The organism is Pseudoalteromonas sp. TAE79 (genome assembly GCF_000498015.1).
Classification (GTDB): domain Bacteria; phylum Pseudomonadota; class Gammaproteobacteria; order Enterobacterales; family Alteromonadaceae; genus Pseudoalteromonas.
This window is the reverse complement of the sequence record NZ_AUTL01000092.1, coordinates 16,797-35,298: the sequence shown is the minus strand read 5'-3', so window position 1 is coordinate 35,298 and position 18,502 is coordinate 16,797. Positions and strand designations below refer to the sequence as shown.

The 18,502-nt window shown below is 36.9% G+C and carries 25 protein-coding genes and 1 pseudogene; 8 read left to right on the top strand and 18 right to left on the bottom strand.

The annotated features are described in order from the left end of the window. Positions 1-271 (bottom strand): annotated as a pseudogene (locus tag L655_RS1000000126485) (integrase); the annotation flags it as partial. A 205-nt stretch (positions 272-476) separates the two neighbouring features. Between L655_RS1000000126485 and L655_RS1000000127850 the strand changes: the two are divergent. Then, positions 477-902: a DNA-binding protein gene (locus L655_RS1000000127850; protein WP_241764445.1), complete on the top strand. Its 426-nt coding sequence runs from the start codon at positions 477-479 to the stop codon at positions 900-902. Positions 903-1,093: 191 nt separating this feature from the next. Then, entirely contained in the window at positions 1,094-1,225 is a 132-nt protein-coding gene (locus L655_RS1000000128340) for a hypothetical protein (RefSeq protein ID WP_275041156.1), read from the top strand. Positions 1,226-1,521: 296 nt separating this feature from the next. Here L655_RS1000000128340 and L655_RS0104710 read toward each other — a convergent pair whose 3' ends face one another. The 10 genes from L655_RS0104710 to L655_RS0104660 all read right to left on the bottom strand — a co-directional run bounded on the left by L655_RS0104710 (position 1,522) and on the right by L655_RS0104660 (position 8,218). After that, on the bottom strand, positions 1,522-4,494 hold the full coding sequence (locus L655_RS0104710; RefSeq protein ID WP_275041157.1) for a Tn3 family transposase: 2,973 nt from the start codon (positions 4,492-4,494) through the stop codon (positions 1,522-1,524). Positions 4,495-4,656: 162 nt separating this feature from the next. Continuing rightward, on the bottom strand, positions 4,657-4,923 hold the full coding sequence (locus L655_RS0104705) for a hypothetical protein (protein WP_024604270.1): 267 nt from the start codon (positions 4,921-4,923) through the stop codon (positions 4,657-4,659). A gap of 35 nt (positions 4,924-4,958) precedes the next feature. After that, positions 4,959-5,405, bottom strand: a complete 447-nt coding sequence (locus L655_RS0104700) for a helix-turn-helix domain-containing protein (protein ID WP_024604269.1) — start codon at positions 5,403-5,405, stop codon at positions 4,959-4,961. 54 nt (positions 5,406-5,459) lie between these two features. Next, positions 5,460-5,624 (bottom strand): hypothetical protein, encoded by a 165-nt coding sequence (locus L655_RS1000000127405; protein ID WP_158000935.1) that lies wholly within the window; start codon positions 5,622-5,624, stop codon positions 5,460-5,462. Positions 5,625-5,878: 254 nt separating this feature from the next. Beyond that, positions 5,879-6,121, bottom strand: a complete 243-nt coding sequence (locus L655_RS0104685) for a hypothetical protein (RefSeq protein WP_024604267.1) — start codon at positions 6,119-6,121, stop codon at positions 5,879-5,881. 83 nt (positions 6,122-6,204) lie between these two features. Then, a complete protein-coding gene (locus tag L655_RS0104680) occupies positions 6,205-6,402 on the bottom strand; it encodes a hypothetical protein (RefSeq protein WP_024604266.1) in 198 nt (65 codons plus the stop codon). A gap of 17 nt (positions 6,403-6,419) precedes the next feature. Further along, on the bottom strand, positions 6,420-6,989 hold the full coding sequence (locus L655_RS0104675) for a hypothetical protein (protein ID WP_024604265.1): 570 nt from the start codon (positions 6,987-6,989) through the stop codon (positions 6,420-6,422). A gap of 43 nt (positions 6,990-7,032) precedes the next feature. Next, entirely contained in the window at positions 7,033-7,206 is a 174-nt protein-coding gene (locus L655_RS1000000127400) for a hypothetical protein (RefSeq protein WP_158000934.1), read from the bottom strand. A 126-nt stretch (positions 7,207-7,332) separates the two neighbouring features. Continuing rightward, positions 7,333-7,602, bottom strand: coding sequence for a helix-turn-helix domain-containing protein (locus L655_RS0104665; protein ID WP_024604264.1), 270 nt, complete (start codon positions 7,600-7,602; stop codon positions 7,333-7,335). A gap of 223 nt (positions 7,603-7,825) precedes the next feature. Further along, entirely contained in the window at positions 7,826-8,218 is a 393-nt protein-coding gene (locus tag L655_RS0104660) for a hypothetical protein (RefSeq protein WP_198925094.1), read from the bottom strand. 338 nt (positions 8,219-8,556) lie between these two features. On the opposite strand from L655_RS0104660, the gene L655_RS0104655 reads away from it, so the two are divergent. Next, on the top strand, positions 8,557-8,823 hold the full coding sequence (locus L655_RS0104655; RefSeq protein ID WP_024604263.1) for a hypothetical protein: 267 nt from the start codon (positions 8,557-8,559) through the stop codon (positions 8,821-8,823). Between the two features lie 256 nt (positions 8,824-9,079). Here L655_RS0104655 and L655_RS0104650 read toward each other — a convergent pair whose 3' ends face one another. From L655_RS0104650 to L655_RS0104640, 3 genes are all read right to left on the bottom strand, one after another. Beyond that, the gene (locus tag L655_RS0104650) at positions 9,080-10,363 is read right to left on the bottom strand and encodes a Y-family DNA polymerase (RefSeq protein WP_024604262.1); all 1,284 of its coding nucleotides are present in this window, start codon (positions 10,361-10,363) and stop codon (positions 9,080-9,082) included. Next, positions 10,363-10,791 carry a S24 family peptidase gene (locus tag L655_RS1000000127705; protein ID WP_024604261.1) on the bottom strand — a complete coding sequence of 143 codons (429 nt, stop codon included), beginning with the start codon at positions 10,789-10,791 and terminating at the stop codon, positions 10,363-10,365. The genes L655_RS0104650 and L655_RS1000000127705 overlap by 1 nt, the downstream gene beginning before the upstream one ends. 158 nt (positions 10,792-10,949) lie before the next feature. Further along, positions 10,950-11,276 carry a hypothetical protein gene (locus L655_RS0104640; protein WP_024604260.1) on the bottom strand — a complete coding sequence of 109 codons (327 nt, stop codon included), beginning with the start codon at positions 11,274-11,276 and terminating at the stop codon, positions 10,950-10,952. 356 nt (positions 11,277-11,632) lie between these two features. Here L655_RS0104640 and L655_RS0104635 point away from each other — a divergent pair, with 356 nt between their 5' ends. The 5 genes from L655_RS0104635 (at position 11,633) to L655_RS0104605 (ending at position 15,707) form a co-directional block, all read left to right on the top strand. After that, positions 11,633-12,856 carry a hypothetical protein gene (locus tag L655_RS0104635; RefSeq protein WP_024604259.1) on the top strand — a complete coding sequence of 408 codons (1,224 nt, stop codon included), beginning with the start codon at positions 11,633-11,635 and terminating at the stop codon, positions 12,854-12,856. A 356-nt stretch (positions 12,857-13,212) separates the two neighbouring features. Then, entirely contained in the window at positions 13,213-13,764 is a 552-nt protein-coding gene (locus L655_RS0104625; RefSeq protein ID WP_024604257.1) for a GNAT family N-acetyltransferase, read from the top strand. Between the two features lie 471 nt (positions 13,765-14,235). Beyond that, on the top strand, positions 14,236-15,126 hold the full coding sequence (locus tag L655_RS0104615) for a hypothetical protein (RefSeq protein WP_024604255.1): 891 nt from the start codon (positions 14,236-14,238) through the stop codon (positions 15,124-15,126). Continuing rightward, a complete protein-coding gene (locus tag L655_RS0104610) occupies positions 15,119-15,367 on the top strand; it encodes a hypothetical protein (RefSeq protein WP_024604254.1) in 249 nt (82 codons plus the stop codon). The genes L655_RS0104615 and L655_RS0104610 overlap by 8 nt, the downstream gene beginning before the upstream one ends. Then, complete coding sequence (locus tag L655_RS0104605; protein ID WP_158000933.1) at positions 15,339-15,707, top strand: hypothetical protein; 369 nt, start codon at positions 15,339-15,341, stop codon at positions 15,705-15,707. Before L655_RS0104610 ends, L655_RS0104605 begins: the two co-directional genes overlap by 29 nt. Before the next feature lie 215 nt (positions 15,708-15,922). On the opposite strand, the gene L655_RS0104600 is transcribed toward L655_RS0104605, so the two are convergent. The 4 genes from L655_RS0104600 to L655_RS0104585 all read right to left on the bottom strand — a co-directional run bounded on the left by L655_RS0104600 (position 15,923) and on the right by L655_RS0104585 (position 18,371). Further along, complete coding sequence (locus tag L655_RS0104600; RefSeq protein WP_125825537.1) at positions 15,923-16,729, bottom strand: DUF6685 family protein; 807 nt, start codon at positions 16,727-16,729, stop codon at positions 15,923-15,925. A gap of 70 nt (positions 16,730-16,799) precedes the next feature. Continuing rightward, complete coding sequence (locus tag L655_RS0104595; protein ID WP_024604251.1) at positions 16,800-17,216, bottom strand: hypothetical protein; 417 nt, start codon at positions 17,214-17,216, stop codon at positions 16,800-16,802. A gap of 247 nt (positions 17,217-17,463) precedes the next feature. Beyond that, on the bottom strand, positions 17,464-17,937 hold the full coding sequence (locus L655_RS0104590; RefSeq protein ID WP_024604250.1) for an RES family NAD+ phosphorylase: 474 nt from the start codon (positions 17,935-17,937) through the stop codon (positions 17,464-17,466). Continuing rightward, entirely contained in the window at positions 17,937-18,371 is a 435-nt protein-coding gene (locus L655_RS0104585) for an MbcA/ParS/Xre antitoxin family protein (protein WP_024604249.1), read from the bottom strand. The genes L655_RS0104590 and L655_RS0104585 overlap by 1 nt, the downstream gene beginning before the upstream one ends. Positions 18,372-18,502: the final 131 nt, after the last annotated feature.

Below are 18,502 nucleotides of genomic sequence, written 5' to 3'. Positions count from 1 at the left end.
TAACGGCCGTGAGGTGAAGGGCGAGAGTCCGGCTATTCAGCACATCGGCCTTGGCCACCAGGTAACGCACCAGGGTATCCCGATCCGTGGGCAACCGCCCGCCCCATTTTTCGAACTGCCGAATCGCTGAACGGTAGGCTGTTCGCGTGTAATTGGAGGTCGCCGCTTGCAGATAGTGGCGCAGTGAGTCGGATTCTGCCAGCGACGGCAAAACTGATTGCTCACTACGCAATGGCGAATCCGATGTGAGTTTGGGTGTGTAGTTATCCATGGTTATCCCTTTTCTGTGGGTCGCTGGAAGGCACCAATGTACTGGTGTTACAAACATCAATTTTTCATTTCTCACTCATAACCCACGATAACATTCATTATCGAAGGTTACTATTTAATTTTTATTGGCTGCATAAAAGTCAATACATTATGTTATATTACATGCTATGTAATACGTTACTAAATAATCACCGAGGGAAACTGTCATGGCTCGCGCCGGAATCACTTACTACGATGTCTCGAAAGCCGCAGAGGCTATCAAAATCCAGAACCAGGAGCCTACCGTAGATCGTGTCCGCGAGCATTTGGGAACCGGCAGCAAAAGCACCATTGCACCACTACTCAAGCGCTGGCGGTCAGATAATGGGGAGGTGGTCGATGTGAGCGGGTTGCCGAATGATCTCGTCGAGGTAGTAAAAGCCTTACATGAACGGGTTCAGCAGATGACCGACCAGCGCATCGCGCAATCCAGCGACGAGTTCAAGGCATCGAATGATCAACTCCGAAAAGAACTGACTGAGGCCCGTAATAGCATTGTGCAGCTTACCGCCCGCCAACAGGATTTGAACGCCCAGCTATTACGAGTGACCGACGAAAAAGCCCTGCTGTGGGTGAAAACGATAAAGGGGTGAAGCGATCACCCCAAGGTTAGACACTTTATTACTGGGCGACACCTGCAAGGCAAATTCAAGACCTGCAACTGCGACTATCACAGGCTGATTCAAAAGCGTCCGAGCTGGTTGACGCCAATGAGCAGTTAGAGCGACACACCCATGAACTCGAACAAGCCAATGCGATACAAAAAGGCACTCTGGATAGACAAGTGGCCGATATCCAGAAATTAGAGCATCAACTTAACGACGGCTCGGCAAAAAGCCGGGAGCAGCATAAAAATGAACAGTTGGTGGATAATATTGCCGTACTCACCAGCCAGAAAGCAGACGCCGATAAGTAGGTGGCCGTACTATCCCAAACATTGGAGGCCACAAAAACGGATTTGAAATCCTCACAGAATAGAGTGGAAGTTCTGTCCGAAGAGAACAAGTTGATTCTTCAGGAAAAAGCGGTTATCCAGGGGCAGTTTAGGCAACTTCAGGATTCTCTGTCACGGTATAGATTTTAGTTAAGCCCGTGTCTGAATGGTTTTATGAATCAGTAGCTTATCTATGGAGTGGCTAATTCCAATACTTTTACCGGCCGGACCTCATAATTTTGCAGATTGGTATGAGCATGCTTTTTTAGAAGTAAAGTTTAACTATTTTCAAGAGGTTCTATATTACTTAGTAAACTTGGCAAATCAATTTCTTTTCGGTCTTTATTAAAGGCGTATTCTCCGTTCAAATTAATATGTTGCCAAGCAACTGGGGATAGTTTAGAAATAATATCAACCACATCTTGCCGGCCATTTCTTTCTTGGATTTGTAAAAAGGCGCTAAGCAATGCTGAATTATAGTAAATAATGCAATTTGAAATAAGTCGAGCGCAGTCATTCCACTGAGATACCTGATAATCATTGCCACCACGGAACTTATTGCCATTGACAGATGTAATTGCTCGTTTCAGCTGGTGATAAGCTTCGCCTCTGTTTAACGCTTGCTGGACATAATGACGCAACGTTGAATTGTCAACATACTCTAATACATAAATTGCTTTGATCAAACGATCATACTCATGAAGCGCTGACAAAGTACGGCTTTTACCATTACTCAACTTTCTTATGATAGTGCTTTGAGTTGTGGTTTTTCGGTTTAATGAACAAACGATGTGCTGAATGCTATCCCATTCTTCAGATATCAACTTATGGTTGATATCTTTGTTTAATTGGATACGTCCACCATTCTCTTCCGTTACATCAAACAAATCGAAAAATACGCGCTTCATCTTTGCGTATCGCGGTGCAAACGTATACCCAAAAAAGTCTAAAATAGCGAAGTTGACGTTGTTAGTGCCATGGTTATCAGTTGATAATATGTTGGGCTGGATCTCAGATGTATTATTGTAAAGTAAGTCAAAAGCAAAATGACCTTCGTATTCATTAGCCCCAATCACTTGTGTGTTAACAGGCACATGATTTGAGACTAAGGTAAGAGCAGAAACGCCTTTACCTTTGGAGAAATATTTTGATGAGTAACGGGCTTTAAAGGTGTTTATTCTACATTCAAACTTTTGACCATCAATGCTTGAAAATAGTTGGTGATCATCAACATGATAGTAAGCAAATATTGGCAATTTAGCGATAGCATTAGATATTTGGTCATTGGACTGCTCCAGTGTGTCATACCTGATGTAACTATCATCTACATTGCGTAATTTCCCCATAGAACGGTCGGAGATACTGGCCATTTTATATAGGCCGTAATTCGTGCCGTTCGCCAATATACAGGCAACAAGATCTTCTTTATCAACAGGCAATTTCTCTTTTGTGGTTGCAATGTGAGTGAAGGAATTCAAGTAATTTGTTTTTTCATCAACAAACAACATTAATTCAACAATACCCATATGCTGTATTTGATTATAAAGCGGATTCTCAACGGCTTGTTGCCAACGGCTATTAGGTATTGACCATTTTAGTTCTGCTTTACCTGGTATCACTTCGACGTATTTATTGTCACCATTAAAAATATGATTACTTACTTCCTTCAACTTTTTCTCTAACTGGTACTGTTTTTCAGCTAGTATATCGTTGATTGGCACAGATAGTTTATCTAGGCCAGTACTCTCAATAATATCAGCTTTGTGTTGCCACTCTTTAGGTTGGATCAGATCTGACGTTAAACTACGATTGTTAACGCTTTCTTTTACCGTTAAGTGATTGCTTTGGAAAAGCAGTTCTGCCTTTCGATAAAGAAAATACTCAAAGCGATTCGCTGTTTTCTTAGTGACTTCTCCCTCTAAATACTTGCGATCACTTTTAGGTACCACATCGAGATTAATCGTTTGAATGGTTTTGGATACACCAAGCTCAGAATATGTTATAACATATTGCTCGTGTAGTTCATCCTTTAAATGAATAAATTCAATATCAATGGCCATGAATAATGAACGTATTAGTTTACTGATTTTGTACGATTGTTTATCAATAAATTGCCAGTTGTACTGTCGGTCATCAAAATCAGTGTTATCAAGATGCTCACTAAGCAACTTAATATTTTCAGCTGGAAGTAGCTTAAATGCCTTCTTGCGAACGTCACCAAAGATTAAATCATCATCAATGTCACTATCAATAAAGTATTTCAGTAAACTACCTGCCGATTTCAATTTCGTTCTAACGATATTTACATCTTCTACAATCCGCTGTTTAGCGTGATTTTTTGCCGCTTCGGTTAGTTTATGAACTAAATACACAAATGCAGAAACAAGGTTATCGTTGGTTTCTCGATACCTGAAGAATAAGTAGCAAACGAGATATAAAAGCGTTTGACTGTCAGTGTGTCTTCTTAGTTTATAAACAGACTTATGCTTTACTAATGAAGCGTAGTATTCTAGATTTTTTGGTGATAGCTCAAGTTCAGCAATAAGTGCTTTTATTTCAGGGTATAATGAGCGAATAATCTTATGTGTTGTTAATTCTCGCGTTATCTGGCTAGTTGAAAAGTCTTTAGCCATTCGTTTTAACTTAGCAAGATCTGTAAACGTACTCTTGGAATCGAGCAATTTAAGCAGCATCACTTTTGTATTAGAACTTAAGTGTTGATTGAGTACTGATTCAATACGACTTCTCTCATTTGAGAGTACGGTTGATATTGTATCTTGAAGCGTTGTGTAACCAGCAAGTGCAATTCGGCGTTGACCAAAATAGGCAATACATTCATCGAAAACATACCTTGGTTCCAAATTAATTTTAACGACTTCATTGAGACGTTTGAGTAATGGTTGTTTATCTACTTTACTTTGATAGGTAGTAAAACCAGTGTATTTTAATAGTTTGTTGATTAACTTTGTCTTGGTCGTTGGTGATAAATCATCGAGAGACATACTTTTATCACTGAAGTATTTAGCACGAACATATTCTAAGTCATTGCTGACCTTGTCAAATGAGAAATTAAATACTATTGGACGTGAGCGAAAATATCCAAGTAACAAAATAAAGTAAGCTCTGGTTTCTGTTCGCCTTAACTCGTTAACAAGCTTTTGAGTTTCATCATCTAAAGAGAAGCAATCATCACGTTCTTGGCGACTAAAATTTGGCAGTGCATAAAGTTCATTGATTTCAGATTCACTCAGTATCTGAATACGTTTTGAGTTTATGGAAGAAATAACAGATAACCTTATTTTTATTTATTAGGATCATTATACCTTCAAGCAGCTGGTTAAGTAATATCTTTAAGGTTAATTCCGAGGGGATGGGCGCAAAACCCCTATAAGGCGTGATTGGCATTTTCTGCTCTATTCACTTATATCAAGTGTGTAATCAGCCGTTATTGCACTTTTGCCACCGCAACCTACTACAAAGGCTAAATCACTAGCTATTTGCCAATGATGAGCTAAACCTTCATTAGCACTTTCATCGAACTCAATTATCTCATAATTTTCTAAGGCTTCCGAAGCCTTAACATTATTGTATTCAAAATAGTCGCTCATTAACTGATTTGCTATTGCAGAAGCTGTTAATTGGGGTTCGCCTTTAAATAATATAGCTATTTCTATATCCATATACATTAATGCCTTTAAATTATTGGATAATTATATTAAACAAACTTCAATTTTAAAATTTGCTCTATATCTTCAAGCATTTTTTCTGCCGTAACCCTTATGCCCTCATTGCTATCAACAAGTTTATAACGATTAGCATTATATAAATGCTCTTTTAATATTTCGTTTAGTGCAGCTTGTACATTAGCATTCTTATCCATTACAGGGGCGTCACCGGTTAAAAGCCAATCCAAACTGCAGTTAACTTCATTTTTGCACGTGACCATTGCGTGAAATGGGACGCGGTGATTGAATATCCAACTTTTAACAGTTCCTGCTCCTTTAAACCCTAGCTTCCGGCCTAGCTGACCTTTTATATCCTTACCCTTCAATCCGTAAACTTCGCACATTCTACCAATTATTTCTTGAACCCATTTTTTTTGATCGTTTTCACTAAGTGAGCGAATGTATTGCTCTTCAGTTCTTATTGGATTGGTATTCACATTAACCTTGATTATTAATTTTGATCGCTCGGATGCATTTAAAATTACTAAATACTAAGCTTTATTGTAACAGTTTGTTCTTTCAACATACTCTGGATGTAGGTTTGCTGTTAGCCGTTCACCCATTATAAATTTATCTAGATTAAATACAGGTCTTGGTAATCTTACACCGTTCAAAATGGCATATTTTTCTTCAAGTTTTAGCTGTATTTCGCTCATACAAATTCCAACTATCTAATTTTAGTTGTCGGTTTATTTAAAAAAACCAATGAACGACCGCATTTAATTTTTTCGATCATTGTAACTATAAATAGGCAAATTAGACCATTTAACAAGTGGTGGTAAACTCCAAATTTAGCTATTTCAAAAAAAATGCTTTCGACTAAACAAATAACAGCCCCAACAGCCATTACAAACAATATTCTTTTTAATATATTTGAATTCATTTCATTTGCTCCCGTATTCCAATTAAACTATTTGTTCTTTTTATTCCATACGTTCAGAGCGTTTTTGAGGTACTGAATTGGCTCAGGCATAGGATGTGTTTTCCCTGGCTTGGTTTTGCGTTCATGTTTCGCATGTTCACGCTCAATCTTGCTCCAATCCTTCGGGTAAAGCTCTTGAAACTTATTAATGAAGTCATCAAATAAATATCCTTCGTTTAACTCACCAACCACATTTTCGATTTTTTCATCTTTCTTCGTTATTACAGCCATTATTTTTCCCTTTAAGCCAGTTGAACATTTTACTTTTGTGAGTAGCACTTAATTAAACGCCACTGGCAAAAGCTGATTTCCAATTAGTAGATTTGCTGCAACTCGATAACAGTTTCTTTGGCGGCCATCATTACCGAATACGCTGTTTGCTGATATTCATTATCCAGTTCGCCACCCAAACCTTCGCACCATGTTTGATACTCTTCTTCAGCTACATCTTCATTAAAGCCGTTGGCTAAAAACTCAGACTTCCAGTGTTCGTACAACCATTCAAGCGCCATAGCTATTATTCCAATACTTACTTTTCAACAAAATCAAAATTAATTTCTGAGCAGTTTAGCGCCTCCCACTCATTTATTTTTGCAATAAATTTCGGGGGTAATATAAGCCCACCATCAATACAGGTTTTGACTTCATTTAGGCTTGGGAATGCTGTCTGTAATTGAGTACCATCTAATCTCTGTGCCAACGATTGCATTGTATTTGTAAGAAGGGGTAAACACCCCATACCTGATAGTTGGTTAAGCATGGCTTTTGCATCAATTGATGATAATAAATGTTTTTGTCCTTCAATTGGAAAAGTAGTTACACCTTCTGTTACGCAAGGGTATATTTCAACATCCTGTTCTAAATCAACATATTTCAGTCCATCGTGATCAACTGACTTTGAATAATCTACTTCTCCTGATTTTTCACGCTCAAGGAAAGATTCGAGCATGGCTTCATCAATATCACTAATGGGTACGTTTTCAGTCATAATAATGCGATATATATGCTGAGTTTCGTCCACACAATCGACGCACAAGTGTGATGAAGTTCCTTGGGCTTTAAAGCCCTTTAGAGCATTTTTGTAGTTTTCATTTAACATGTATATAACTCCTGTTTTTTCCAATATACTGCTGGGGTTTTTCTTATTCGCCATCCGGATCTACTTCCAGCTCGATGGCTTCAAATGCTTCTTCGCGAAAATCGGTATCATTTAAGCCCCATTTATAAGCCAACTCTTTTACCATCTCTGGCAGGTCATCAAATATATTTTCGGCCTGCTCTTTTGACGGAGCGATGTGGACTACATTAACGATCACATCATGTAACCCTGACCAGCTTTGTTCATCTTTAAACAGATCTTCTTTAGTAAAACGTGACGTTCAATTCAGCCTTTGTTTATTTAGGTTATATAGATTTTAAAAATTATTCCAAGATTTCTTAACTTATGGATATGATAGCACGTCTCTAACGTGCCTTAAGTTGTTTTTTAGCCAAGTTTTATTCAGCATTCCCCAATCTGCAACCGAGTACGAACCGCCTTTGTTTTCAAGCGCTATAGAAAGCTCTGGAATTGCCGCCAATGTGTCTTGAGCCGTTCGCCTTGGCATTCCAGTAGCTTCTATAATTGCTGGCACAGTGTTAACACCTGTGCTAATCAACCAAGTCACGTAAGCTCGCCTATATAAGCTAGTTTTTGTTTTACTATGCGTCATTTAATAACTCTGTAAAATTATTTTTAATGCTAATCATTTTGAGTCTCCGGTGATAACAATATATCCTCAAATTTTTTTAAGTTAGCAATATCATATTCCGCTAGAAATCTATCCTCAAACCCTAGCGCGGTTATTAACTGATACTTACTAGGGCGTGTTGATCTTTGTGGATTGAAATTTGTTCAATCTAGGGGCGATTAAATCGCGGCGCGAGGTTTGTAACCTAGTGGGCTAAGTAAAAACCGAGCAACAAAGAGTTAATCGTCCCTAGAAAGAACCCAAATGGTAGCCGCGACACTAAATCATTTGTCGTGTATTTAGCTCCCACCTCATCCAAGCACTGCTGCTCTGCTTGGGTCACTTGATTTTTTGATTGGTCACTAATTGCCTTTGTTTTGAACCATTCTGGATCTTCAAACTGCTCTGACGCAGACTGATGTATTGAATTTCTTAATGTAACTTCAAGTAGTTGAACTACTGTGAAAAAATGACTCATAATACTCTGCATTGACATATAAACAGCTATTAATTCATGGTCAGATTTACAGGAGAATACTTGACGATATGTTTCAAGCTTTTCCGTAGATAGACCCTTTTTTATTTCTGCAAGATCCAAATTATTTGCCCTTATTAAATTTATTAGGTATTATTACAACAACTGAGGCATTGCCTCTTGTTGTGATAGCCCTGTCCTCTTACGCTCTATGAGTATTGACAACAGGTAGCGAGTTTAAGAGCCATCCCAATTGGGGTGGCTCACTTGTTTCTGACGAACAATAAATTCTGAAACACACCTTATTGCCCTGTTACTTTTATTCTTGAATAGACATTATTAATAGCCTCTGATATTTGCAACATCTTACCTTGGTAATAAATAACCCTTGCGCGTTCATGAAAGCATGAGTTAATACCCTTAACGGTATTAATGAGATCATACTTTTTATAGGAAAATTAATGTTTTATTTTTTACTCTTCTTAAGTCTCGCGATTACACTAACAGGAGTACGTATTGCGACCCTGAAAGAAGGATTTAGTAGAGTTACCCGCACAGTAATGATGCTAGTCCCTACGGTTGCTTTAATTTATATTATTTGGCAAGCATATCCCCCATATAATTTTTATATGAGATTGTTATTTATAGCAATAATTTTTGAAATAGTATTAAGGATTTCTATAAAAGTTGAAGTTCGGTACAATTCAACGCTCAAACCTAAAGAATAATTTTAACAAGTATATTAGTCGAAATTGCCTTATTTAAAAGAGTTTGTCGCTGTAAGCAAAGCGTGACAAGCACTGGATTGACATATCAGTCACTTACAGACAATCCGACACCATACAGTGACATAGCGGTTAACATTTATATGTATGGACTTCACTGCTTTAGTCTGTCGTTGGTGAATAGCTATCTACATAAGAGATTTTATGTCAAAGCATGGTTTAATTATGTCAAAGTATGGTTTCAGCGACAGAGTTAACATTACTTACAATAAGCTGTTGGTATGTCACTGAGTTTCGTAGTGTAGGACTTCGGTGCTAGGTCACACTTTGGCTTCCAAGAATGAGTAAAGCCGCTGACACCTAACTTTATTGTATCTTGGCCAAATCTTTTATTAATTTCGTCTGAAATTTTCGTTTGCTTATTTACCTCTAGCTTTTGCGTCGCTTCAAAGAGACTTGTTTGCTGCATATCCGTGTTACTTATAAGCTGCTCTAAAATAACTCCCGTTTTTTTATATTTATAGCCATCCTTAAAAATGCGCTCAATGGCAAAAAGAGCGTACTTTAAAAGTACACTAGTATCAGCGCTATGTGATGGCAGTTTAATCTGTATGCTATTGCTGTACTGTGCATGCTCTTCTCTAAACCGATCAGTATGCAAAAATACAGTGACGGCCCCAGAAAAAAGATTAAATCCTCTTAACTTCGTGGCTGCCGACGTTACATGGGTCGCGAGTGCTTCTTTAATTAATCTTAACTCAGTTACATGAATGCCCATACTTTGCGATACACAAATTCTATCTCGGCTTTTATATAGGTCATTTAATTCTATCGCATTCACACCTTGCAGCTCTTGTACTGTGCGCGCAAGCACCACGCCATATTGCTTTTTAATTTGACCAACATCTAATTTCATTAATTGAAGTCCGTTATGAATACCTGCTTTTTCTAATGTTGCACCCGTCTTTGAACCTATGCCCCAAATGTCCGTTAATTTTACCCTCTGTAACGCCCATTCGACCTTTTCAGTTGTATCCAGGACTACAACGCCTTTTGTATGCGGTAACCATTTCTGCTCTTTAGAGCAATGTGATGCTAATTTAGATAAAGTTTTTGTTGGTCCAATGCCCACCCCACACATGAGACCTAAATTTTTCTTAAGTGTATTCTTAATTAAATGGCCGAACATTTTTAAGTTTTCAGAAGTATCACTGTGTATAACACCGATACTTTCATCAACACTATATCTTGTCGCCTCTAAAAAAAAACACTCAACTTCGTGGTGAAAACGCTGGCTCATTTCCCCAAACAACTCAAAGTTAGAACCCCAAATATGGCCCTTATTCTCATGAATTAATTTTTCAACTTTAAACGCTGGCTCCCCCATTTTAACCCCTATCGCTTTTAAAGGTTGATTGCGCGCAATAACGTTTCCTTGATTACTTGAAAGAACAGCAAGAGGTGTTCTATTGAAGTCAAACTGTGGGTTAAATGTCTGTATAAAAGCAACATATGCCGCGTTTATGTCGCACAATACGTACATCACGTGAATTTCTTAATTGCGCCAGTTACTACGCCCCATATCATATTTTCTTCCCAACTGTTCTCAGGATCAATAATCACCTCTATGTCGCAGTAATCTGGGTTTGTACTTTTGAAAAGTATTTTTTCTTTACTTATATCCAATTTTTTAACGACGAACTCGTTATTAATAGTCGCTAAAACAATAATGCCACTTTTAATTGGTATAGATCTATCAACGACGATAATACACCCGTCCGTTATGTCTGGTGACATGCTGTTACCATTAACAGTAAATAGAAATGTACTGCTCGGACGCTCAATAAGAATAGAGTCAAGACTAATTGGTTTAGATAAAAAATTTTCGCAAGGGTTTGGAAAACCAGCTGCAGGTTTGAATTCACCAAGCTGCAGTTCGAGAGTAGAGTTTGTAACAGGAATAGGAAGCACAAATAATTACCACTGTTTAAATATACAGCTATTTTAGACTTCACTATCTATTGTTGCAAGCGCTACTAAGATTGACGGCATATTATCTCTGTCATGCATCTACTTTCAGTAAAAAAGTAAGTGGAAAATACTAAGGTGCCAACTACCCTAAATTAGCATTAGTCCTTTTTAATTTTTGATTTCACAGCAGCAGTTACCGCTAACGCCATAGCTCCAACAATCAATTTTTTAGTTATTTGTATGCCACCAGCGGTACAAGGTTGACAAAATTCGTCTGCCCAATTCGCTCCTGAACGAGCAAAGTTATCGCAACCAGGTATACGACAAACCCGGACAATATTTTTACATTTCTCATTAGTACATTGACATTCATCGCGCATAAAAGTTGATTCTTCAATAACTTTAGGCATTACTTTTTCTTTACAAAAGGAGCATATTCCTAGCGGCTTAAATATTTCAGCATTAACGATTGTAAATTTTTTCAAACTATTATCTTCTATATTTTTTACGGATGCTTTGACGTCAACTATAACCGCAAAACTAAACTATATGGATATTTTAGCCTAAATGTATCGCTAAACGATATAAAATCGGTTTTACTTAAATATTAAACGCTCCCCTATTCAAAAAATTTGCTTCCAACAAAATATGTATCTAGCATAGATATACGGTTTTCGTCACCGTTGCCTCTCTCACGCTTTACGAGCGTACGGCCAAGAACGAAGTATGCCTAGCTTACTAAACCTTTAATTCAATCAACCTTTAACAAATCGGTTGTCTGGCTTTAAGGAGAGAAACAGTTGAGACATTATATTCCGATACAAAATAAGGATGATTAAAAATGTTGTCTAAGAAGCAATTCAACGCAGCAACAGCTCGCCTACAAGAATGCATCACTACTGAAGATGTATTTCATATGTTGCGTCATCAGCTCACCAAAACTGACAATGACGAATTACTAACAGATAAGCTCTCGCTACTGGAAGAGCTTTTCAATTATTTCAATGACGTGCGGCCGCTTGATAGACGGCGGGCAGAGAATTATATTGCAAAATCACTTTATGGAAAAAACCATAGTCAAATAGCGCATTTAATGCCAGAAAGTAATAAGTCAGAAAGTAATCACGATTATGGTATTCGTTGTAAATTTTACGGGCAGTTTATTGAGTTATTTTCTAGCTCAAGTATAAATGAACATGAAGCTATAGTGGCTTATAAAAAAACGCTAAGTGATAGATTGCGCGAATCATCTCCTGAGGATTTCTATATTAGTTACCAAGGATTCGATACACCTATTTGCCATGGTAATTTCTCTCAATTCAACACTCTTACATACATTGAGTTCTTAGATTTAAAAATAGTTATAGAGCTTTCATATATGAAGTGTGAAGATGGTTTAGATTATGAACCCGAAGAAAATTACCTTTTAAACATCACAATTAATAGCCAAACAATAGAGGAAATTTCGCAATCTATAAATCAAATTAATACAGATAACATTGAAGATGAAGTATCTATGTTGTTCGCATTCCTCTCTTTTTCCATGGCTTATGAGCGTTACAAACCAGCCACTGATTTTTACTGCAAAAAATTCCCAAAAGAAATGTTGGTCCAACACAAGTGGTCTATTGATATTAGTAAAAAGAACCTAGCAGCTAATGTATTTCGTTTCATATTGCCAGTGATTATCGGGGGTAGCTTTAATGAACCTGATAACACATCTGTATTACCATTCGAAATCAAAGTCGCTTATATGGATTTTGTATTTGATGAAAATGAGCAGCATGCAGTGCATGCTAGTGGCTTTTCTCATTCTCAAACCTCACCTAAGGGCAGTCATACCGGCTTGCTGTGTATTCAATCGCAAGATACTAAAGAGAAGCTGCTTATCGCTTGTGAATACATTATAGAGGAAGATGGCCTGTCTGTTACTCATCTAGACATAGCATTTAATGAATATACTCTGTTTAGTGGCGTTATTGATGGAAACCAAAAGGATGTATGGGAAATGACAGCGAATAAACTTGAAGCCAATATGGATTTTTTAAGAACTCTAAGTAGTTAGCCTTAACCATCATATACAATTCATTTTTAGAAGCCAGTATTGCGCGATTACATAAAAGTGTTTTACTGGCTAATTAGTGAAGACCTTGAAATTATAAATCAAACCTAAACAGCTGTATAATATGGAGTTGAGTTGTGAAATCTAATTGTAATGAAATAAGCGCTTTTGAAGCTCTGAAAAAACATCCAGCTCCATCTGTATCACTCATAATTGGGTGGGTCGGGTTATTGATGCTTACAGCAATAGAGGGGAATCCCTTTGAAACTGGCTATACTGGGTTAGCATTTTTTAGTATTGGATTATTCGCAAACTATTATTTAGTCGTAAATCAGAGGCTTATTAAGTGAGGAAAGGCTATGTCTTTAACAGTTAACTCTTATCGAAAAGGAAGTGCGTTAAGTCAAAACGAATTAGAACATATGGCTTTTTACGCTGTCAGTGCTATGGGCCCACACAATGTGTATGGGCTTATGCAACAAAGTTTTTTCGCGGAGATGATCGTAAGTTATAACGCAGGTAAAGGTGAGCTATATATTCTTTCCAATCCTAAGAACCTTTTAAGTTTCGCGTTTGTATTAGACAAGTATAATGGTGCCGGTGTTTATCATATTCATCTAGTTTCTACCTTCAGAGCTTGTCGCAAAAAAGGCTATGGGAGCTTTTTATTGGATCATATTATAAATAAATATCCACAACAGGGTATTACCTTAGAAACGCTACCTGAAAATATAGACTTTTTTAAAAGAAACAGCTTCAAAATAAAGACTGAAAACCTCACTCATGACTTTGTTGAAATGGAACTAAATGCTTCAAAAAAGGAAGGGTTTTCGATGGTCAATATGCAACCGAGTGTATACGACAAATATAGAGGTATCTTTAACGATACAGCAGAACGGTTGGGATATTAAAAACCCTGAGCAAATTGATTAATCAAAATTTAATATAAATGTATTCAGAGAGGTTAAATTAATAATCATTTGCCTAATAAGAATATTCAATTTAAGAACGGTCGAGCATGAATAAAAAAATAGCGTTATTTCTTTGTATTATATACTCTTTTTATGTACTTTTATGTTGGACCGAAATTTCACTTTTTAACGTTTATATTGTTGAAGGAAGTGATTATTTCGGCCTACTTAAAGCTGGCTCAATACTTCAATTGCCTTTCGCAGTCATTGCTTGGATAGCTTATTTTGATACATTTAATTATAAGCCACCAGCATTTACTAGCTAAAGATGGCAACACCCCATTATGAGCTCTTCTTGTTTATGTGAGTAAATCGTTATATATTAACAAAAGCTTAATACATATGGACGTGTAGAACTTAGTCAAATTAACTCTACAATCTCGCGTCTACTTATCATCATAAGGCGCAATTTTGGATAACGATAAAACTAGGTTCGTATTTGAAATCTCATACGATACATCTGAAACTAAAGACCACACCATTGATGCTGAAAAGCTAGGTGCAGCAATAATAAGTACTTCCAGAGCCCTCAAAAATGCTGATAAATCATTAAATGGAGAAAGTTCTGAATTGGGCCTCGATGTTAAAGCCCATTCTGAAGGTTCTTTCGTAGTAGAGTTTGTTACATATCTAAATGCAGCCGGTATAAATCCATTAACTTTACTTGGCTTTGCTGGTGGTGTAACTGCTACAACAATGACTGTACTCGGTGCTATATCAAAAATAAAATCTAGAACAATAAAACTTACTGAAAAAACTACCTCAGGTAAAACCAAATTGTACTTTAGTGATAAGGACTCTATAGAATTAGATGATAATGTAGCAAAGTTAGTTCTAAACAGAGATCTAAGAAAAGACTTAGATACGCTAATAAAAGCGCCACTGGACGGAACAACTGAGGCTAAATTCAAGATCACGGATCAAGATGGCAACGTAGTAACATTCGAAAATGAGGAAGTTAAAAGCTTCAAAACTCCGGATAGAACAATTGTAGATGAGATAACGGAAACTGAAGAAACAAAAGATGTTAGATTTGTAAAAATTAACTTTGAGAGCTCAAGTGGTTGGCAAATTCGCTTTCCTGATGGTGAAATTTCAACCGTTAAAATGTCAGATGAGCGCTTTTTAACTAGAATTAAGGGTAACGAGCAAAACTTTGTAAAAGATGATTTATTCAGTGTAATAATTAAGACTACAAAAAAACATAGAACGGGTAACAACCCAATTTATAATAAAGAAATAAAACGTGTTGTTCGACACAGAACCAGACCTGAAGCGAAAATTATAAAAGATAATGAGTGAAACAGAAGCGTACTTACAGTTTATAGCAATGATATGTATTTTCTTATGCATGCCTTACTGTGGGTATGTGTTTTTCAATTTGAGCAAGTGGGCTACTGCCAAGTTGTTTCCATCAAAATATTTAAAAATCGAAATCACCAATGAAACTGGACAAACTCGAATTGTAAAAATAGACATAGAAAATGATGAAGAACTGGTAGAAAAGCTTTTATGTGCAAGAGGTTCTTTTGAAAAGCAATAAAAAACTTTTAGGTTCTTTCATCGCAGGTGCTAATACTGCCTCCTTGGCCATAATTCAATATTGCTTGGCTGAGTCGGATTTCATCGAAGTTCTAACGATATGTACTCCCCTAGTCATAACACCTATAATCTATATAGGCGATTGGATATTTGCCAAGTTGGATATACAAAGTTCAGGTTGGATGCGCGCTAATAGTAAACTTGATAAACGAATTGAATATTTAATTAAGCGTCGCAAAGAAGCGAAAGATATGGGGGTTTGTACGAAGAAAATAGATGCAGAATATCAGAATGCCGTTGTTGCTCAATCAAACTTAATGGATGTAAAGGAAGTAAAATAAATTTCTACACTCGAACTAAAAGTTAAAGTATAAAGCTTACTGTTAGCAATTAAACAGTTAAAAACAAACAACCCGCCTCATAAAAAATATCACAATCCTGACAAAGAGCACTATAAGTGCTAATACAACAAGAAAACTAAAAGAATGAATTGCTTTATTTACTCTATGCTTAGCTACTACATGACTCCTATTTAATTTAATTCTGTTTTTTCATTTCAGAAATCACATTCCTCAATCAAGCGGCGAAGATAGTCTCCCAAATTAAATAAAGCGTAGTTTGAAAGTATTTCAGCTACAGGCATAGATAATTTAGTCGATTTTTTTAACAAAAGAACCTCTGCTTTATCACTAAAGGGGGACGGCATCGCAAACGTTATAGGATGAGTACCAAGTCTTTCGAGCAAACTCAAAAAAATTCCACTTAAATTACTGTAGTTCAGCGGTAAAACATAAACATGATAGTTATTCGTTAAGTTACTTACAGCGGCAGGAGATAACCCGTGCACTAGTAATGGTGCATCAAATGAAACTAGTGCTTTGAACTTTTTTGATAAATATCTAGCTACAGCAAAGTGATGAGACCCATTACTGTTATCTATAAAAAACCTTTTATCCCAATCATGAACAACTAACTTTGAATTATTCTGATTTGGAAAATCATGCCATGCTAGAGCACGGCCAAAATCTTCTCTGGATGCAGTATTAACAAGCTCTGGTGAACTTGTTGTTGCCAGTTGGTCCATACTGCTGAACAACGACAAGTTTGATTTCGAGGATCTAAACCCCTTTATCTCTGAAATATCACACCGATAACTATCTATTGAACTTGTAACGCCAATTTTATCTAAGAAGTCAATCGAATCTCTGACTTCACACTTTACGCGTGGTTTGGGTCCGGTACTCTTAACCCAAATGCGAAAATCCTTTTCTTGGGCTAAAGTATGCCATTGAGTAACATCATCAAGGCTTATAGATTTACTCTCAACTAGGTTAAATTGAAACGCTTCACAATTGTCTCTCATGAGGTCTCTAAGGCTTTTACATAAAATGAGATTGAATATTCCCAACATACTTCTAACTCACCCCTCATTCCTAATTACAAGCTCTTGTTACATTGTTAAATACTAATAGCAACTCGTTATATATATCTAATAATATTTTATCCTGCACATAGCATAAAAAATTACTAAATGGTTCTATAGCATCACAACGGGCCATCTCAAAATTTACCATTTTATTAAATAACTGCTCTTTTGTTTGCAATCCATCAGCATCAAAAAATAAATCTACTCCTTTGAGCTTTAATACAGCATGATCACGAAAGTCAGATGAGCGTGAAGCATGATAAACCTCAACTTCTTCGATAACCTGGCTAGCAGCATACGCCAGTGTGTAACACCCACCATCAAACCAACCACAGCCATAAATCGCCAGCAAGCTATCAGAAACTTCAATGGTCGCAGTATGTAATACCTTTAACTGATTTATTATGTGCACATGGCGCGGCATTAACGAGCTCGATTGAGTGACATAATCACAATTGAATGTACTCTCATTCACTATGTAAATTCTCTTTAATATTTAAACTAAAACCAATTTACCGCTAAGTATTAAACGCGCAACTGACTGATTTTGATATGGTGTTAATATATGAATATTAGTGAGATAAGTATTGTGATTAGAATTTATAAAATATTGAAAGGGTTCCGAACTAAATAGATAAGAAAGTGGCCAAAGCTAGCCACTTATTAAATTACTAAAGTTTTGAAGCCAATCTCTTAGGGTAACTAAAGGGTTGGCATTCGATGCATTTTATTTCGTGTGCTTCCGAGTGCGCTGGATTTATTATAAAATTATATTCATCTGGGCAAATAGACGAAGGAACTTGCAATACAGCTTCTTCGATACTCGTTAACCAGTCGGTGCCCACTATTTGAGTGTTTGAAATATAAGGGTGATCATCCCAACCACTAGGCAAGTCAGATACAACTAACCGTTTAATTTTCATTTTATCCGGTATTAATATGGAAGTGACTGATAATTGTTTGTTAAGTATATCCGTAGAGTCGTTGACCAATCTCTCAAGCATTGCAAGTGAACGGCTGCTTGCAGTATATACAACGGGTTTACCTACCTTATGCCAACGACCTTCTGCATAAAGACCACCAATACCAGATAGCGCGTTACTTGTATTGTTATGCACCGTTGGGGCAATTCTATAACAAATCATCAGGCAGTGAATCCGTACTCTAACCCATTAATAATCCGCTTAATCAATTCACGGCCGCGAATAGTATGCAAAAAGTCTTTTGGTGCTTTGCCATCGAACTGGGTATGAGCTGTATTCAACCACTCATTCCATCGTTTCACATCACCAAAATATGAAATGCCTGTAGATGACAAACGTGCAACTTCCAGTGCATTTTGACTTAAGTTAATCCCTAAAGGTTTGCGATCTTTTACATGACGTTCTAAAGTTCTAGTTGTAGTACCAATAGTTTTAGCAATTACCTTTTGTTCCCACCCAAGCGATTTACTTAGAAGGAAAATAGATGAAGCTTTTAAGCCTTTAGTAGCCACATTAATTTCTTCTAGTGTATTTGAGTTGTTAGAGATTAAGCCACCACTCACTACTTTTATAAAATCTAATTTTACAGTTTCCATAAGCACCCCTCGACAATTGTCGTTTATTGTAGCGCCAAATGTCAAAACTAGCAAGGTGGGCTAGTATGAACCTTGCTAACTTAAATTCAAATATTCTACATTTGTGCCATTGCGGGTCTCCAAGCCTATGA

Excerpts from the sequence above, each read along its gene's own strand:
- L655_RS1000000127850 (WP_241764445.1), top strand. The coding sequence starts at position 477 with ATGGCTCGCGCCGGAATCACTTACTACGATGTCTCGAAAGCCGCAGAG.
- L655_RS0104705 (WP_024604270.1), bottom strand. The coding sequence starts at position 4,923 with ATGGATATAGAAATAGCTATATTATTTAAAGGCGAACCCCAATTAACA.
- L655_RS1000000127405 (WP_158000935.1), bottom strand. The coding sequence starts at position 5,624 with ATGAGCGAAATACAGCTAAAACTTGAAGAAAAATATGCCATTTTGAAC.
- L655_RS0104685 (WP_024604267.1), bottom strand. The coding sequence starts at position 6,121 with ATGGCTGTAATAACGAAGAAAGATGAAAAAATCGAAAATGTGGTTGGT.
- L655_RS0104680 (WP_024604266.1), bottom strand. The coding sequence starts at position 6,402 with ATGGCGCTTGAATGGTTGTACGAACACTGGAAGTCTGAGTTTTTAGCC.
- L655_RS0104675 (WP_024604265.1), bottom strand. The coding sequence starts at position 6,989 with ATGTTAAATGAAAACTACAAAAATGCTCTAAAGGGCTTTAAAGCCCAA.
- L655_RS0104665 (WP_024604264.1), bottom strand. The coding sequence starts at position 7,602 with ATGACGCATAGTAAAACAAAAACTAGCTTATATAGGCGAGCTTACGTG.
- L655_RS0104655 (WP_024604263.1), top strand. The coding sequence starts at position 8,557 with ATGTTTTATTTTTTACTCTTCTTAAGTCTCGCGATTACACTAACAGGA.
- L655_RS0104650 (WP_024604262.1), bottom strand. The coding sequence starts at position 10,363 with ATGTACGTATTGTGCGACATAAACGCGGCATATGTTGCTTTTATACAG.
- L655_RS0104635 (WP_024604259.1), top strand. The coding sequence starts at position 11,633 with ATGTTGTCTAAGAAGCAATTCAACGCAGCAACAGCTCGCCTACAAGAA.
- L655_RS0104625 (WP_024604257.1), top strand. The coding sequence starts at position 13,213 with ATGTCTTTAACAGTTAACTCTTATCGAAAAGGAAGTGCGTTAAGTCAA.
- L655_RS0104610 (WP_024604254.1), top strand. The coding sequence starts at position 15,119 with ATGAGTGAAACAGAAGCGTACTTACAGTTTATAGCAATGATATGTATT.
- L655_RS0104600 (WP_125825537.1), bottom strand. The coding sequence starts at position 16,729 with ATGAGAGACAATTGTGAAGCGTTTCAATTTAACCTAGTTGAGAGTAAA.
- L655_RS0104595 (WP_024604251.1), bottom strand. The coding sequence starts at position 17,216 with ATGCCGCGCCATGTGCACATAATAAATCAGTTAAAGGTATTACATACT.
- L655_RS0104590 (WP_024604250.1), bottom strand. The coding sequence starts at position 17,937 with ATGATTTGTTATAGAATTGCCCCAACGGTGCATAACAATACAAGTAAC.
- L655_RS0104585 (WP_024604249.1), bottom strand. The coding sequence starts at position 18,371 with ATGGAAACTGTAAAATTAGATTTTATAAAAGTAGTGAGTGGTGGCTTA.